Genomic DNA, 15224 nt, shown 5'->3' on the forward strand with positions numbered 1-15224 from the left:
CCAGGATGTTGCATTCGCTACAGCCCCGAGTTACATGAGGGCAATCACGGGATATCGACGCCATTCCGGCTCGGCAAAGCGCTGGCAGTGTGCAAAGATGAAGTTCAGCACGGCTTCCTGATTGCTCAGCAAGGCCGGATTCGCCGCTTTCCATTCGGCAAACTTGGCGGCCAGCGCCGGCTCGTCGCGCAGCAGTTCGGACGCCATGTCCTCGAACACGTAATCGGAAAACGCTTCCTTCTTCTCCAGCACACTGTTGAAGAAGCCCCAGCGGAAGAAGCTGTCGTGCGCCTCGGGTTCCAGGGTTTCCACGGCGTAGCGCGCATTGTCCTGCTCCAGGCTGACCACATAGTCGCCCGCCTGCACGGTGAACTGGCCCGTGCGCGCCTCCACGTCCACCGTGTCGTGGAACATGTGGCCTTCGTAGGCGGTCGCGCGGGTGCCCACGTTATGGATGTGGTAGTAGCGCGCCGTTAAGGTCTGTTCGGCGGTGATGCGGTGCATTTCCACGCCATTCCAGCGCAGGCGCTCGATGACTTCGCGCCATGCCTGCGGCACGACATAGGCCTTCGGCGCGTCCACGGTGACGTCCGCATCGAAGCGGTTGTAGTAGGCGATGTCGCGCTCCCACGGCTGCGAGCGGTCGTAGGACAGGCGCTGGTAGTCGCCGAGGAGACTCGGCGTGTAGGTGGCCGCATAGCCCTTGAAAGGGAAGGTCGACGGTTGCTCTTCGTTCATGGCCCAGTGGATGGGCCATGCGGCTTGCGTGCGTCCTGCCGCCTTCGCTTGCGCGCGCAGCTGCTTGATCTGTTCGCCATGTTTGACCGTGAACGCCATGGTGATGTCGAGCAGGGCGCGCATGGACGCGTAGCGGTCGGCAAACGGTTTCAGCATGTGCGTTTCCGGCATGAAACCGATGACGTGATGCAAGGCGGCAAAACCCGTCGAGAAACGGGGCACTTCGAGGAATTCGGCGATGCCGTGGTCGGGGCTGTCCTTGACGGGATTCACATACGGGCAGGTGGGCCAGCCGGCCTGTTCCATCTGCGCAAAGATGTGCGGCAGCATGGTGTCTTGCAGGAAGGGCCCCAGGCCATTGCCCAGCTTATCCGTCTGCGTGTGGATCAGGGTCATCGTGTACGGGTAGTCGGCGCCGTTGGAGGTATGCGTGTCGACCATCACGTCCGGGTCCCAGCTGGCCAGCAGGCGGTTGAACACTTGCGCGTTCAGGCTGTCGCACTTGATGAAATCGCGGTTCAGGTCCAGGTGGCGGCTATTGCCGCGGAAACCGAACTGTTCCGGACCATCCTGGTTCACGCGCGACGTGTTGGCACGGTTCAGGCTGCCATCGACGTTGTAGATCGGGATGAACAGCAGCACGGTGCTGCCCAGCGCCGCCAGGCGTTCGGGCTGCGTGCAGAGGTCGCGCACGATGGCCATGCAGGCGTCGATGCCTTCCGGTTCGCCCGGATGGATGCCGTTGTTGTTGAAGAACACGGTGCGGCCCGCGCGCTTGATCTGCTCGCGGTCGAAGACGCCGTCCGCGCTGACGACGCCAGCGTGGATGGGCACGCCCGAGTCGGACAGGCCGATCTGTTCGAAATGCAGCACTTGCGGATAGCGTGCGGCGAGATCTTTGTAGAAAGTGATGCATTCCAGCCAGGTCGTGGTCTGGTTGTGGTTACCGAGTTCGTAGGTCGTGCGCAAGTCTGGTGGCATAGCGGTCTGAGTCTGGGAGGGGGAAGGCGCGCTGGGTAAGTACGCCCGCTAGGGGCCAATTGTAGCACCGGCGCCATGGGCTTGAGGCGCAGCAGCAGGCAAGTGCGGGACTTGTGTTATGAATACGTTTCACGCGCAAGGGAGGTGGCATGGGCAAGGCAGCGATGGCGGCGCTGGTGTGGTGGGCTTGCCTGGCGGCACAGGCGGCGCCGTTGCGCTTGCCTGCGGGCAAGGAGCCCGTGGCGCAGGGCGGGTCCGTCACGGCCACGGCGCAGGGCGCGCTGATACGCTACCGGGGCTGGCTGCTGGCTGTCGATGGGGCCGTGCCGGAAGAGCGCCCTGACATCGTGCTGACGTCGGCGCATGCGCACCACGCGCCGCGGCTGCAGATCGGCGCCACGCAGCGCACCTTGCCCCTGTGGTCTGCCTTCGAGCTCGTCAAGGGCAGCGCGCGCCTGCGCATCACGGCGTTGCCGGGGCCGGACGAGGTCGCCGCGCTGTTGCTGGACCTGGGCGATAGCGACTACCGCATCGTGATCCTTGCCGCCCCCGTCGAGCAGCAAGCTTATGCCTTGCTGGCGCAGCGTTTTCCCGGCGCCGACCTGGCCTTGCTGCTGCAGCAGGGGCGGCGCGTGATGCTGCCGCTGGGAAGCGGCCGGGGGCAGGTGTTTGGCGCGGAGCAAGCCGTGCCTTACCGGTTTTCAAAGGTCAGGCGCTAGACGAAAAAAAGCCACTCCCGCAGGAGTGGCTCAGGTGACAAGCGCCCGTTACCGGGTTATTGCTTTTTGTTATTCAGCGCCCATTTCTTTCAACAGGTTGTCTGCGTGGTCGATGTGTTTCATGTTCCACAGCATGTAGCGCAGGTCGACCTGGATCGAACGGGTGTTGGCCTTGTTGTAGTCCCAATCGGAAATGATCGAGTCCAGGGTGCCGTCGAAGGCCAGGCCGATGAATTCGCCTTTCGAGTTCAGCGCAGCCGAACCGGAGTTGCCGCCGGTGATGTCCAGGGTCGCCAGGTAGTCGACCGGCACGGTTTTCAGCTTCGGATCGACAAATTTGCCGAAGTCCTTGGCTTTGATCGCGGCCAGTTGATTTGCCGGTGCATTGAACTCGCCCTGGCCCGTGGCTTTGGCCACCACGCCATTGACGGTGGTGAAGGCGGTCCAGGTGGTGCCATCGGCGCCATGGTCACGGCCGGCAACGCGGCCGAAGGTCACGCGCAGGGTGCTGTTGGCGTCAGGATAGACGGCTTGGCCCTTGCTCTTCATGAAGGCGATCTTGGCTTTCATGTAGTTGGCGTAGGCTTGCTGGATCTTGCCGGCCAGTTCTTCGTCTTCCGCTTCGTTTTTCAGCGAATCCGGATACATGGCAACGGCTGCCTGGATGAAGCTGTCCTTGCTGGCCTGGAATTCGGCTGGCGTGCGTTTCAGCCATGCTGCGCGCTCGGCCTTGTCGGCCAGCTTGCTGCCCGCATACAGTTTGTCCAGGGCGGCGGACAGCTCGGCTTGCGACATGCCGTCCTTGATGCCGATGGCGGCGTCGAAGCTGGCGCGGCGCTGTGCTGCCGGTTGCGCGGCGTACTTGGCCAGGCTGTTCAGTACCAGCGCCTTGTCGACTTTTTCATCGTAGGTGCGTTCGACCGACGTGATGCCCGCTTCCAGGCGTGGCAAGTCGCGCGACTGGTAGCCGGACTTGCGTTCCGTATCGGCCTTGGTGCTTTCGTTGGACAGGCGGTACAGGCTGCGTGCCGTGTTCAGCAGGCGTGGCTGTGCGTAGCCCAGGAAGAAATCGCGCTTGGTGTCGGCATCGCGTTCGGCGATCAGCTTTTCCACTTGCTCGATGTCGCCGGCAAATTCCGCCTTGCGGGCTGCATTCGCGTTGACCCAGGTTTTCAGGGCTTCATGTTCTGCCGTCTTGCGTGCCAGGAAGTCGCTGCCCGCGTACGAATCGAGCATGCCCTGGCGGTTCTTGTAGTAGTTGTTCACGCCAGCCACCTGGCCCGCGTATTTCAGGGCAACATCCTTGTTGTCCTTGGTTTCGCGCGCGATGATGGCCAGGGTTTCGCCCGACGCTTTCACGAAGGCCGGGTAGTTCCAGTCAAACGTGAACGCCACTTCCGATGGCAGGCGGTGACGGTTGGTGCGGCCAGGGTAGCCCAGCGCCATGACGAAATCGCCTTCTTTCAAGCCATCCTTGGCCAGTTTCAGCACGTGTTTTGGCTGGTATGGCACGTTGTCCTTGCTGAAGTCGGCAGCCTTGCCGTCCTTGCTGACATAGGCGCGGTAGAAACCGTAGTCGCCCGTGTGGCGCGGCCACATCCAGTTGTCGGTGTCGCCGCCGAACTTGCCCACGCCGGCCGGAGGCGCGTGCACCAGGCGCACGTCGCGGATTTCCAGTTGCTTGATCAGGTAGAACTCCAGGCCGCCGTAGTAGCTCGACACGGTGCAGCGGAAGCCAGCTTCTTTTTCGCATTCGGCGACCAGTTTCTTCTGGTTTTTCTCGATCGCGTCGATGCGTGCCTTGCCTTGCAGCTTGGCCACGTCGGCCGTGATGATCTTGTCGCTGACATTGGTCACGGCCGAGGTGACGAAGATGCGGCTGCCTGGGGCGGCCGGCAATTCTTCAGCATAGGTCTTGGCCAGGAAGCCGTTGGCCAGCAAATCGCGCTCTTTGGTCGAATTGACCGCCACGCTGTTGTAGACGCAGTGGTGGTTGGTGGCAACCAGGCCTTGCGGCGAGACGAACGACGCCGAGCAACCGCCCAGGCTGACGATGGCGCCCATCGGGAACTCGGTCAGTTTGGTCAGGGTGGTCGGGTCCAGTTTCAATCCGGCGGCTTTCAGTTCCTTGGCTACTTGTGGCAGCTGTTGGGGCATCCACATGCCTTCGTCGGCGTGTGCGAAGTTGCTCAGGATGGCGAGCGCGATTAAAGATTTTTTCATTCGAGTTCTAGTCTTTTTACATGGTGGGAAGTCGGAACCAACGTGTACCCAGTGTTTTTTCTCAGCGGGCGACCTAGAGTATCCGTATCGAACTCGCACTAGTCAATCACATTTTCCGGGCAGCATGTTTGCACTTGCTTGCTTAAATGACATAATTTTTAGTGGTACAGGGGAAGAATCCGGCCGCCAGGCCCCATTTTTCCGTGCAACGGCTGTGGTATTGTCCATACAATTGTCTTGGCGGAAATGAAAAATGGCCGGGCGCTGGCGCGGCCCGGCCACTTCGTGATGGAGGGCGTTTGCCCGTCTAGCGTATTTTGCCGCGGCGCAAAAGATTCACGATGCCCAGCAGGATCACGGCGCCCAGGAAGGAAACGAGCAGCGAGGACAGGCTGAAGTTGTCGCTATTGATGGTGCCCGTGCCGAACAGGGGCGCCAGCAGCCAGCCGCCCAGGAAGGCACCCACGATGCCGACGACGATATTGAGGAAGATGCCTTGTTGCGCATCGGTTTTCATGACCATGCTGGCCAGCCAGCCGATGACGCCGCCAATAACGATCCAGATAATGAAATTCATGTAGTCCTCCGCGCGATGGGTGAGTAGGGGTGCCATGTTAGAAAAACATCATGCCAGGTGATACTGATGCCGCACGATAGAAAAGTCCAGCGGATTCGCGCGGCACATGCAAAAGCCCGCCTGGCTGCGGGCAGCGAGGCGGGCTTGTCAGGCGGCAAGGCGGTACTTAATCGGCCTTGATCGCTTCAACCTGGATGGCCAGCTTGACTTCCGGCGAGAACGCCGGCATGCCGTAGTTCAGGCCAAAGTCGCTGCGCTTGAATTCCGCGCTGGCATCGGCGCCGCACACTTCGCGCTTGTAGCGCGGGTGCATGATGCACTTGAACTTGCTCACGTTCAGCTTGACGGGCTTGGTCACGCCCAGCAGGGTCAGCTCGCCATCGACTTCCACCAGCTGCTCACCGTTGAACTTGAGCGATGTGCTCTTGTAGGTGATCTGCGGGAATTTCTCGACGTTGAACATGTCCGCTTTTTTCGCGTGCGTGTTCATGGCATCGAGGCCGAAGTCGATCGAATCGGCATCGATGACCAGGTCCAGGCTGCCCGTCTTGGCGGCGCGGTCCAGGGCGACCGTGCCCTTGGTCTTGTTGAACTTGCCACGCCATACGGACATGCCCATGTGATCGGCTTCGAAGCTGGGGAAGGTGTGCGTCGGGTCGAGATTGTAGGTGTCGGTAGCGGCCATGGCCGAACCGGCGCCGGCGGCTGCCAGCACGGCGATCATCAAGTGCGAAAATTTCATGCAGATCCTAAAGGGTTGTGGGGTTGTTTTTGCTAACGTCTGAAAAACGTTCAGGACAAGGCGCCTTGCCGAAGGCAGTACGAATAGTACGACGAGGCAAGAGCAACGCAGTCATGGACGTTTTCTCAGGCGTTACTGAGCCGAAACATGGAACTTGATCGTGACCTCATCGGCAACCATGCTCGTGTCCTTCCACTCGCCTTCGCCGATGTTGTAGGTCAGGCGCTTGATGGGCAAGGCGCCGTCAAATGCATATTTGCCGCCATCGGCTTTCACCGTCAGGGGGAAGGTCACGTCGGTGGTCTTGCCTTTGATGCTCAGCTTGCCCGATACCGTCAGCTTGCCCGCACCGGCGGCCTTGATGCTGTTCGAGACGAATGTGGCTTTCGGGAATTGCGCCGCGTTGAACCATTCTTTCTTGGCCACTTCCTTGTTGTATTCCGGGTCGCCGATATCGATGCTGGCCGTCTCGATTTCCACCGACGCTTTCGAGGCGTCCGGCGTAGCCGGGTTGTAATCGATGGCGATATTGAATTTCTTGAACTTCGCTTCCACGGGCACGTTCATTTGCTTGAACACGGCCGACACGCTGGTCTTGGCGGGATCGACTTTCAGCAAGGTGGCGGCGGTGGCGGCCACGGACAGGCCCAGCAGGGAAGCGAGGACGATGCGTTGGGTGGTTTTCATCTTATTTTTCCTGGAGTTTCAGTGAGCAAGGGGAAGGCGGTGTTACGGCAGCATGCGTTTCAGCACGCCGTCGCGGTCGATGAACTGGTGCTTCAGCGCCGCCAGCACATGGGCGGCCACGGCGGCGGCCATCGTCATGTTCAGAACATAATGAATTTCTTTTAAAAGCGGCTTAAGTTCCGGGTTCGGCGCCATGATGACGGGCAGCTGGAACAGGCCCAGGTACACCACCGGCACGCCGGCGGCCAGGGTGTACAGGTAGCCGGAGATGGGCACGGCGAAGATCAGGATGTACAGCAGCACGTGCATGGCGTCGGCCGCCTTTTTTTGCCAGGCAAGCATGCTGGCCGGGTGCGGCGGCGGCACGTTGGCCTTGCGCCACAGCAGGCGGATGGCAGCGATGGCCAGCACGGTCACGCCCAGCCATTTGTGCCAGGAGAAATATTTGAGCTTGGTGGGCGTCAGGCCGGGAATGTCCGTCATGACCAGGCCCATGACAAAGGCGCTGATGATCAGCAGGGCGGTCAGCCAGTGCAGGATGATGGCGGTGGTGGTGTAGCGTTGCATCGGCGGGGCTTTCTTGAAAGTAGTACGCATTAGGACTAATTCGGCCTAATATACCAAAGAAAAGCAAATTGCGCTGCGTGCTGGAGATTCTACAAGAAAGACTGCCGGAAAAACCGCGGGGCGGCCAGCATTTGTGTGCTGGCCGCCCCGCGGCAGCGGATCGGCGCGATCCGGGGAGCGATGGCTGCTTAGATGGCCTTGGCCAGCTGCGCCGCGATACCGATGTAGTTAGCCGGCGTCATGGTCAGCAGCACGTCCTTGGCATCCTGCGGAATGGCCAGGCCATTGACGAAGGTTTGCAGCGCTTCTTTCGAGATGCCCTTGCCGCGCGTCAGCTCTTTCAGCTGCTCGTACGGGTTTTCGATGCCATAGCGGCGCATCACGGTTTGCACGGGCTCGGCCAGCACTTCCCACGTCGTGTCCAGGTCTTGCGCCAGGCGCGCATGGTTCACTTCCAGCTTGTTCAGGCCGCGCAGGCAGCTGTCATAGGCCAGCAGGGTGTAGCCGAGGCCCACGCCGATGTTGCGCAGCACGGTCGAATCGGTCAGGTCGCGCTGCATGCGCGAGACGGGCAGTTTTTCCGACAGGTGCTTCAGCACGGCGTTGGCCAGGCCCAGGTTGCCTTCCGAGTTTTCGAAGTCGATCGGATTGACCTTGTGCGGCATGGTCGAGGAGCCGATTTCGCCCGCCTTCAGCTTCTGCTTGAAGTAGCCCAGCGAGACATACGTCCAGATGTCGCGGTTCAGGTCCAGCAGGATCGTGTTGGCGCGCGCGAAGGCGTCGAACAGTTCGGCCATGTAGTCGTGCGGCTCGATCTGGATGGTGTAGGGATTGAACACCAGGCCCAGGCGCTGTTCGATGACGGCTTGCGAGAAGGCGGGCCAGTCGAAGCCCGGGTAGGCGGACAGGTGGGCGTTGTAGTTGCCGACGGCGCCATTCATCTTGCCGAGGATTTCCACTTGCGCGATGCGTTTCACGGCGCGCTGCAAGCGGGCCACGACGTTGGCAAATTCCTTGCCCAGGGTGGTCGGGCTGGCCGTCTGGCCGTGCGTGCGCGACAGCATCGGTACGTCGGCATTGTCGTGCGCGATCTGCGTCAGCTTGGCCACCAGGCCGTTCAAGGCCGGCAGCATCACGCCATCGCGGGCCGCTTTCAGCATCATGCCGTGCGACGTGTTGTTGATGTCTTCCGAGGTGCAGGCGAAATGGATGAATTCCGACGCCGCCACCAGTTCCGGCACGTCCGCCACTTGTTCCTTCAGCCAGTATTCGACGGCCTTGACGTCGTGGTTGGTGACCGCTTCGATGGCCTTGATGCGGGCCGCGTCGGCTTCCGAGAAGTCGGCCGCCATCTTGTCGAGCAGGGCGGTCGCTTCGGCCGAGAACGGCTTGATTTCAGCGAAACCGGCTTGCGACAGCGCTTGCAGCCAGGAGATTTCCACTTTCACGCGGTGGTGCATGAAACCGGCTTCGGACAGGATCGGGCGCAGCAGATCGGTCTTGCTGGCGTAGCGGCCATCGAGCGGAGACAGGGCCGACAGCGTGGAATACGGAGTAGTAGAAGTCATGAGAGCGGACGCAAGTTAAAGAAACGGTTGGCGTGTGGCGCGCGGGGAGGGCAGGGCTATTGCAATACAGCAACACTGACGGCGCCACAGTAAAGGGCGATTTTACCACCGCTGGCCGCCGGCCAGCCGTCCGTCGGCTGCTGATGGCCCCCATTCCGGCCGAATCGGGCCCCGATGCGGCGTGCCTGCCACACCGTGCCGGGCGCCGGGTGCGCGCTGCCAAATGCCGCTGCCGCCGATGCTATACTGCTTGCTGCTCCTTTACCTTAAAGTACCTATGAAACTGATCGGTTCCCTCGCCAGCCCGTATGTCCGCAAAGCCCGTATCGTGCTGGCGGAAAAAAAGCTCGACTATGTCTTCGAGCTGGAAAACGTGTGGGTGCCGGAAACCCGCATCGCCCAGGCCAATCCGCTGGGCAAGGTGCCCTGCCTGGTGATGGAGGATGGCAGCACCTTGATCGATTCGAAAGTCATCGTCGAATACCTCGACACGCTCACGCCCGTGTGCAAGCTGCTGCCGGCCGGCGGCAATGGCCGCGAGCGGGCCGATATCAAGAACTGGGAAGCGCTGGCCGACGGCATCCTCGATGCGGGCGTGCTGGTGCGCCTGGAGCGCACGCAGCGTCCGCCCGAGCAGCAAAGCGCCGCCTGGATCGCGCGCCAGCTCGACAAGATCACCCTGGGCCTGGCGGCGCTGGAAGCGCGCCTGGGCGAGAGCGCGTATTGCGCCGGCAAGAACTACACCCTGGCCGACGTGGCCGTGGGCTGCACCCTGGGCTGGCTCAGCTTCCGCTTCCCGGAAATCGACTGGCGCGCCGATCACCCCGCGCTGGCGCGTTTGTTCGACAAGCTGTCCGAGCGGCAATCATTCAAGGACACCGTGCCGCAGTAAGGGCCCGGACGTAAAAAAACCGGCAATTGCCGGTTTTTTTATTTCACCACCAAGGTTACGCCGCCTGATCAAACCGTAGCGAGCGGAAGGTAGAGGTGGCCGGGAAGCGCAACCGTACTCCAGTACGGTGAGCATCGCAGGCCGCCTGTGCCGACGCGCAGCAGGTTTGATCAGGTGTCATCATTCCTCAACAGCCATCTGGCTTTGCAGGTAGTTCTGGATGCCGATCTTGGCGATCAGGTCGATCTGCGTTTCGAGCCAGTCGATATGCTCTTCCGTGTCTTCCAGGATCATCAGGAACAGGTCGCGCGACACGTAATCACCCGCTTTTTCGCTGATGGCGATGCCTTCCTTGACGGTGGCGTGCGCGGCGCGTTCCAGCTTCAAATCGCATTCCAGCATTTCCGGCGTGTTCTCGCCGATCAGCAGCTTGTGCAGCGCTTGCAGGTTAGGCAGGCCGTCGAGCATCAGGATGCGGTCGATCAGCTTGTCGGCGTGTTTCATTTCGCCGATCGATTCTTCGTATTCCTTCTTGCCCAGCTTTTCCAGGCCCCAGTGCTTGTACATGCGTGCATGCAGGAAGTACTGGTTGATGGCCGACAGTTCGTTGGTGAGCTGCGCGTTGAGCATGCGGATGACTTCTTTATCGCCCTTCATGGGATTTCCTTTGTTCTGTGTCGCGTTCGATGATGAAACCGGAGGCTGCTGGCGGCCACGGCCGGGTGGCGAAGGGCTGCCTGGTGGCGCGCGATTACCGGTCTCGCTATGCCCGCATGATAGCGCAAAATATGGGCGATTTCGGGCGGTAAACGGCATTTTTCCGTCTTTTTAACGTAAATATCGTGCGAATAAAACCCATTCTCAAATGGATTGCCACATTTTTCCGTTTTTTATTTGTTAAGGAAAATGAAGGCCATTCTCATTCGCGTTCATGCCGTCTTGTGGGGATGGTCGGCACGCCGCTACGGCCGTGTGAAAACGGCGCGCAATGTTTGCGCCGTTCTTGCCTTTATGTATTCTTGGCCGCCGGTGGCGATGCGATAATCAGCGGGGAATTTCACGATAAAGGAAAGCAAGATGATGCTGCATATACCCGGCGTGCTGACGCCGGAACAGGTGACGCAGTTTCGCCAGCGCCTGGCGCAGACGGACTGGGTCGATGGGCGCGCCAGCGTCGGGGCGCAAGGGGCGCAGGTCAAGCGCAACCGCCAGCTGGCCGAGGGCTCGCCGCTGGCGCTGGAATTGGGCGAGATCGTCAGCCGCGCGCTGATGGCCAATCCGCTGTTCTTCTCGGCCGTGCTGCCGCTGCGCATCCTGCCGCCGTTCTTCAACAGCTATGCGGGCGGCGAGCACTATGGCCTGCATATCGACGGCGCCATCCGCACGCCGAAAAACGGCATGCAGTCGATGCGCGCCGACGTCTCGTCGACCGTGTTCCTCAGCGAACCGGACGAATACGAAGGCGGCGAGCTGGTGGTGGTCGATTCCTACGGCACGCATGAAGTGAAACTGCCGGCGGGCGACGTGATCGTGTATCCGTCGAGCAGCGTGCATCAAGTGCTGCCCGTCACCAGCGGCGAGCGCATCTGCTCCTTCCTGTGGACGCAAAGCATGGTGCGCGAGGATTGGAAGCGCAGCATGCTGTTTGAGCTCGACCAGAACATCCAGAGCGTGCGCGGCGCGCACGGCGATTCACCGGCGACCGTGGGCTTGACGGGGCATTATCACAACCTGCTGCGGATGTGGGCGGAGATGTGAGGCTGGGGTCAGACCCCCGGCGACGTTGGCGCTGAGCTTGGCGTTGGCGGTGTTGAGGGTCTGACCCCCATCGCGGACAAAAAAAAGTCTGCCTGGCCCGGGGATGTAGGCTGGCAGACTGAAACAAGCAAATCGCTTGACTAAAAACAGGGCGCAAAAAAGCAAGCAGGGCACACGGTGCGATGCTTGCGGGCTGGCAGCGGCGCAAGGGCCGCCGGAAGGCTAGCTCAGTTGGAAGGTCAGCGGGACGAGCACGTACACGGGCACGGGCTTGCCGTTTTCGATCATGGGTTTGAACAGCGCGCGCTGCGCTGCCTGGCGGCCCGCTTCGTCGAGGTTGCCGTAGCCGGTCGATTTGTGGATCAGGATTTGCTCGGGCAAGCCCTTTTCATTGATCAGGATGCGCAACACCACGGTGCCGCTTTCGCCCAGGCGGCGCGACAGATTCGGGTAGATCAGTTGCGGCGCCTTGATGTATTCGACGCTGCTGACGGTGCGCGGCGTGGACGGGGCCGGCGGCGTGGGCGACGGTGCCGATGGCGCTGTCGGCGCGGCGGTGGCTACGGGGGCCGCTTCGGCGCGCGTCGGCTGCGGCGGCGTGATGGTCGGTTCCGTGGGCGCCACGGCGATCAGCGGCAGCGGCGGGATCACGGCGCGCGGCATGGGCGCGCTCAGTTCCACGGTTTTGGGGACGGACGGTGCCGGCGGCTTGGGCGGCGCCGGCGGGGCGATGATGCTGATGGTGGTGATGGTCGGCATGGCCGCCGTGACGACTTTGCTCAGCAAGCCGCTCTGGATCGCGTAGAACCCGGCGAGGTGCAGGACGACGATGGCCATCAGCGGCGCGAACTTGTTGCGCTTCTTGTCGAAGTCGGCAAATTGTTGCACGGCCTGCACCGTTACGGGCGGGGGCATCATCGTCATGGCGTTCATCGCTTTCTTTAGTTTGTCAGTACAGCCCGAATCAATACGGTTTCTTGCAGCGCTACGGTAGCGCTCAGGTGATCGTTCAGCACTTCCCGTGCGCAGGTGTGGCATTTGCCGCAGCAGGTTGCCACGCCCAGGTCGCGGCGCAGCTCGGCCATGCTGGACAGGCCAAGATCGACGGCTTGACGGATTTCACGATCAGATATGTTGTTGCAGACACATACAATCATTGATACACCTTCTGGCTGGAGGATGAAAATACACTAGTGCCGCGAAGCATTATTGCTAGTGTTTTAATGAGAATCATTATCATTACGTTTCATTGTCGCGCAAAGCGGGGGACAATGCAAGCGATTTTGATCAAGCGTGCGGCCGCTGGCGGCCCGCCGCGGCACGCCGGCGGCCGGGCCGCTATGCCGTGTGCGCGAATGAGACAGCCCTTGACAGGGGCCACTCTCCGGGCTAAATAAAAACTATTCGCATTCATGTTTATAATGCTGGTATTGTCTCGGACGGTCGCCGTCTGGACATAATGAAAGGCCGCTTGTCGGTAATGCGCAACAGTTGCGTTTTACCTCACAACACTGGCAGCATGCCCTGCGCCTGGCGCGGCAACTTGTCTCCGGTGTTCTTAATTTGAACGGATTTTGCTCATGACTCTAGTTCCACCCTTGATGACGCTCGATGCGCTGGCAGTCGGCCAGAGCGGTACGGTGTTGCATATCACGCCCCATGCGGCAGGACAGACGGAGGACGGCGTGGACCTGCCCCGCCGCCTGATGGAGCTGGGATTCGTTCCTGGCGAACGCATCCGCATGCTCAAGCGCGGCATTCCTGGCGGCGACCCGCTGGCCATCAAGGTCGGCAATGCCACGTTCGCACTGCGCCGCTTCGAAGCGGCGCTGATCGCGATTCAACCGTTGACTCAACCGGAATGACCATGGGTGCTGTAGAAACGATCGTCGACGCGGGCCTGCACAAGCCGCCGCATCAGCCGCAAATTGCCTTGCTGGGCAATCCGAACTGCGGCAAGACCGCCCTGTTCAACCGTTTGACGGGCGCGCGCCAGAAAGTGGCGAACTACGCCGGCGTGACCATCGAACGCAAGGAAGGCCATTTCACGTCGCCCGCGGGCAAGCCCGTGCGCGTGCTCGACTTGCCGGGTGCCTACAGCCTGTCGGCCACCACGCCCGATGAAGCCATCACGCGCGACGTGGTAGGCGGCCTGCGCAAGGGCGATCCCCGTCCGGACGCCATCATCTGCGTGGTCGACGCCACCAACCTGCGGCTGAACTTGCGCCTGGTGCTGGAAGTCCAGCGCCTGGGCCTGCCCATGCTGCTGGCGCTGAACATGACGGACGTGGCGCGCAAGCGCGGCATGCTGATCGACACGGTGAAACTGGCACAGGAACTGGGCATGCCCGTGGTGGAAACCGTGGCGGTGCAGCACGATGGCGAAAAAGCCCTGCTGGACGCCATCGACGCCATGCTGCCGCTGCCGGCCGTGGACGCCAAGCCGCTGGCGGCCATCGATGCCGTCACCGTCGAGGAAACCCAGCGCGAAGTGCGCCGCATCCTGGCCGCCGTCAGCAATGACGCCAGCGACCGTGGCAACCTGACGGAAAAGATCGACGACGTGGTGCTGCACCCCATCGTCGGCCCCATGATCCTGGCCGTGCTGATGTTCCTGATTTTCCAGGCCGTGTTTGCCTGGGCCGCCACGCCGATGGAAATGATCACCGATGGCGTGGGCCACCTGGGCGCCGTGCTGACGGCGAACATGCCCGATGGTCATTTGAAGAGCTTGCTGGTGGAAGGCATCATCGGCGGCGTCGGCAGCGTGCTGGTGTTCCTGCCGCAGATCCTGATCCTGTTCTTCTTCATCCTGGCGCTGGAAGACTGCGGCTACCTGCCGCGCGCCGCGTTCCTGCTGGACCGCCTGATGGGCGGCGTGGGCTTGTCGGGCCGCGCCTTCATTCCGCTGCTGTCGAGCTTTGCCTGCGCCATTCCCGGCGTGATGGCGGCGCGCACCATCCAGAACCCGCGCGACCGCCTGGTGACCATCATGATCGCCCCGCTGATGACGTGCTCGGCGCGCCTGCCCGTGTATGCGCTGATCATCGCCGCCTTCATCCCGGAACGCCAGGTGTGGGGCTACCTGAGCCTGCAAGGCCTGGTGCTGTTCGTGCTGTACTTTGCCGGCATCATTTCGGCCATGGCCGTGGCCTGGGTCATGAAGCGCAGCATGGGCGTGCGCGGCAACCAGCCGCTGATGCTGGAACTGCCGGCCTACCACTGGCCGCATTTGCGCAACCTGGCCGTCAGCCTGTGGGAGCGTGCGAAGATCTTCCTGACGCGCGTCGGTACCATCATCCTGAGCCTGATGATCATCCTGTGGTTCCTCAGCACCTTCCCCGGTGCGCCGGACAACGCGGTCCATCCGCCGATCTACTACAGCCTGGCCGGCATCCTGGGCCGCGGCCTGGAAGTGATCTTCGCGCCCATCGGTTTCAACTGGCAGATCTGCATCGCGCTGGTGCCGGGCATGGCGGCGCGCGAAGTGGCCGTCGGCGCCCTGGGCACCGTGTATGCGCTGTCGCAGACGGGCGACGCGCTGGCCTCCACCCTGGAGCCGCTGATCGCCCATTCGTGGTCGATGGCCACGGCGCTGTCCTTGCTGGCCTGGTATGTGTTCGCGCCGCAGTGCCTGTCGACCCTCTCCGTGGTGAAGCGCGAGACGGGCGGCTGGCGCTATCCGCTGCTGATGGCCGGCTACATGTTCGCCCTGGCCTACGCTGCCTCGTTCATTACGTACCGCCTCGCCCTGCTGGCTGGCGCATAGGAG

General features: G+C 61.7%; 15 protein-coding genes. 5 read left to right on the forward strand and 10 right to left on the reverse strand.

Features of this window, described 5'->3' with window-relative positions:
- Positions 1-30 precede the first annotated feature (30 nt).
- Positions 31-1719, reverse strand: coding sequence for a M14 family zinc carboxypeptidase (locus GCN74_RS00265; protein ID WP_152254801.1), 1689 nt, complete (start codon positions 1717-1719; stop codon positions 31-33).
- 149 nt (positions 1720-1868) lie between these two features.
- Here GCN74_RS00265 and GCN74_RS00270 point away from each other — a divergent pair, with 149 nt between their 5' ends.
- Positions 1869-2438, forward strand: coding sequence for a hypothetical protein (locus tag GCN74_RS00270; RefSeq protein WP_152254802.1), 570 nt, complete (start codon positions 1869-1871; stop codon positions 2436-2438).
- Between the two features lie 69 nt (positions 2439-2507).
- Here the strand turns inward: GCN74_RS00270 and GCN74_RS00275 are convergent, their stop codons facing one another.
- The 6 genes from GCN74_RS00275 to purB form a co-directional block, all read right to left on the reverse strand.
- Positions 2508-4661 (reverse strand): S46 family peptidase, encoded by a 2154-nt coding sequence (locus GCN74_RS00275; protein ID WP_152254803.1) that lies wholly within the window; start codon positions 4659-4661, stop codon positions 2508-2510.
- A gap of 307 nt (positions 4662-4968) precedes the next feature.
- Positions 4969-5238: a GlsB/YeaQ/YmgE family stress response membrane protein gene (locus GCN74_RS00280; RefSeq protein ID WP_071075198.1), complete on the reverse strand. Its 270-nt coding sequence runs from the start codon at positions 5236-5238 to the stop codon at positions 4969-4971.
- Between the two features lie 166 nt (positions 5239-5404).
- Complete coding sequence (locus tag GCN74_RS00285) at positions 5405-5980, reverse strand: YceI family protein (protein WP_152254804.1); 576 nt, start codon at positions 5978-5980, stop codon at positions 5405-5407.
- Between the two features lie 132 nt (positions 5981-6112).
- On the reverse strand, positions 6113-6667 hold the full coding sequence (locus tag GCN74_RS00290; protein ID WP_152254805.1) for a YceI family protein: 555 nt from the start codon (positions 6665-6667) through the stop codon (positions 6113-6115).
- Positions 6668-6709: 42 nt separating this feature from the next.
- Complete coding sequence (locus GCN74_RS00295) at positions 6710-7234, reverse strand: cytochrome b (protein WP_152255127.1); 525 nt, start codon at positions 7232-7234, stop codon at positions 6710-6712.
- 188 nt (positions 7235-7422) lie between these two features.
- Positions 7423-8802: an adenylosuccinate lyase gene (purB, locus tag GCN74_RS00300; protein WP_152254806.1), complete on the reverse strand. Its 1380-nt coding sequence runs from the start codon at positions 8800-8802 to the stop codon at positions 7423-7425.
- A 277-nt stretch (positions 8803-9079) separates the two neighbouring features.
- Between purB and GCN74_RS00305 the strand changes: the two genes are divergently transcribed.
- Positions 9080-9694: a glutathione S-transferase N-terminal domain-containing protein gene (locus GCN74_RS00305; protein WP_152254807.1), complete on the forward strand. Its 615-nt coding sequence runs from the start codon at positions 9080-9082 to the stop codon at positions 9692-9694.
- A 180-nt stretch (positions 9695-9874) separates the two neighbouring features.
- Here GCN74_RS00305 and bfr read toward each other — a convergent pair whose 3' ends face one another.
- Positions 9875-10351 carry a bacterioferritin gene (gene bfr / locus GCN74_RS00310; protein ID WP_034778875.1) on the reverse strand — a complete coding sequence of 159 codons (477 nt, stop codon included), beginning with the start codon at positions 10349-10351 and terminating at the stop codon, positions 9875-9877.
- Between the two features lie 420 nt (positions 10352-10771).
- Between bfr and GCN74_RS00315 the strand changes: the two genes are divergently transcribed.
- Positions 10772-11452 carry a Fe2+-dependent dioxygenase gene (locus GCN74_RS00315; RefSeq protein WP_152254808.1) on the forward strand — a complete coding sequence of 227 codons (681 nt, stop codon included), beginning with the start codon at positions 10772-10774 and terminating at the stop codon, positions 11450-11452.
- 222 nt (positions 11453-11674) lie between these two features.
- Here the strand turns inward: GCN74_RS00315 and GCN74_RS00320 are convergent, their stop codons facing one another.
- Together GCN74_RS00320 and GCN74_RS00325 are read right to left on the reverse strand one after the other, a co-directional pair.
- Positions 11675-12376: an energy transducer TonB gene (locus GCN74_RS00320; RefSeq protein ID WP_152254809.1), complete on the reverse strand. Its 702-nt coding sequence runs from the start codon at positions 12374-12376 to the stop codon at positions 11675-11677.
- A 17-nt stretch (positions 12377-12393) separates the two neighbouring features.
- Complete coding sequence (locus GCN74_RS00325) at positions 12394-12609, reverse strand: bacterioferritin-associated ferredoxin (RefSeq protein ID WP_152254810.1); 216 nt, start codon at positions 12607-12609, stop codon at positions 12394-12396.
- Positions 12610-13032: 423 nt separating this feature from the next.
- Between GCN74_RS00325 and GCN74_RS00330 the strand changes: the two genes are divergently transcribed.
- The gene (locus GCN74_RS00330; protein ID WP_152254811.1) at positions 13033-13317 is read left to right on the forward strand and encodes a FeoA family protein; all 285 of its coding nucleotides are present in this window, start codon (positions 13033-13035) and stop codon (positions 13315-13317) included.
- Between the two features lie 2 nt (positions 13318-13319).
- Positions 13320-15221 carry a ferrous iron transporter B gene (feoB, locus tag GCN74_RS00335; protein WP_152254812.1) on the forward strand — a complete coding sequence of 634 codons (1902 nt, stop codon included), beginning with the start codon at positions 13320-13322 and terminating at the stop codon, positions 15219-15221.
- Positions 15222-15224: the final 3 nt, after the last annotated feature.

Source organism: Janthinobacterium sp. FT14W, from assembly GCF_009208755.1.
Lineage (GTDB): Bacteria > Pseudomonadota > Gammaproteobacteria > Burkholderiales > Burkholderiaceae_D > Janthinobacterium > Janthinobacterium violaceinigrum.

Coding starts and splice junctions, on each gene's coding strand:
- GCN74_RS00265 (WP_152254801.1), bottom strand. CDS start 1,719: ATGCCACCAGACTTGCGCACGACCTACGAACTCGGTAACCACAACCAG.
- GCN74_RS00270 (WP_152254802.1), top strand. CDS start 1,869: ATGGGCAAGGCAGCGATGGCGGCGCTGGTGTGGTGGGCTTGCCTGGCG.
- GCN74_RS00275 (WP_152254803.1), bottom strand. CDS start 4,661: ATGAAAAAATCTTTAATCGCGCTCGCCATCCTGAGCAACTTCGCACAC.
- GCN74_RS00280 (WP_071075198.1), bottom strand. CDS start 5,238: ATGAATTTCATTATCTGGATCGTTATTGGCGGCGTCATCGGCTGGCTG.
- GCN74_RS00285 (WP_152254804.1), bottom strand. CDS start 5,980: ATGAAATTTTCGCACTTGATGATCGCCGTGCTGGCAGCCGCCGGCGCC.
- GCN74_RS00290 (WP_152254805.1), bottom strand. CDS start 6,667: ATGAAAACCACCCAACGCATCGTCCTCGCTTCCCTGCTGGGCCTGTCC.
- GCN74_RS00295 (WP_152255127.1), bottom strand. CDS start 7,234: ATGCAACGCTACACCACCACCGCCATCATCCTGCACTGGCTGACCGCC.
- purB (WP_152254806.1), bottom strand. CDS start 8,802: ATGACTTCTACTACTCCGTATTCCACGCTGTCGGCCCTGTCTCCGCTC.
- GCN74_RS00305 (WP_152254807.1), top strand. CDS start 9,080: ATGAAACTGATCGGTTCCCTCGCCAGCCCGTATGTCCGCAAAGCCCGT.
- bfr (WP_034778875.1), bottom strand. CDS start 10,351: ATGAAGGGCGATAAAGAAGTCATCCGCATGCTCAACGCGCAGCTCACC.
- GCN74_RS00315 (WP_152254808.1), top strand. CDS start 10,772: ATGATGCTGCATATACCCGGCGTGCTGACGCCGGAACAGGTGACGCAG.
- GCN74_RS00320 (WP_152254809.1), bottom strand. CDS start 12,376: ATGACGATGATGCCCCCGCCCGTAACGGTGCAGGCCGTGCAACAATTT.
- GCN74_RS00325 (WP_152254810.1), bottom strand. CDS start 12,609: ATGATTGTATGTGTCTGCAACAACATATCTGATCGTGAAATCCGTCAA.
- GCN74_RS00330 (WP_152254811.1), top strand. CDS start 13,033: ATGACTCTAGTTCCACCCTTGATGACGCTCGATGCGCTGGCAGTCGGC.
- feoB (WP_152254812.1), top strand. CDS start 13,320: ATGGGTGCTGTAGAAACGATCGTCGACGCGGGCCTGCACAAGCCGCCG.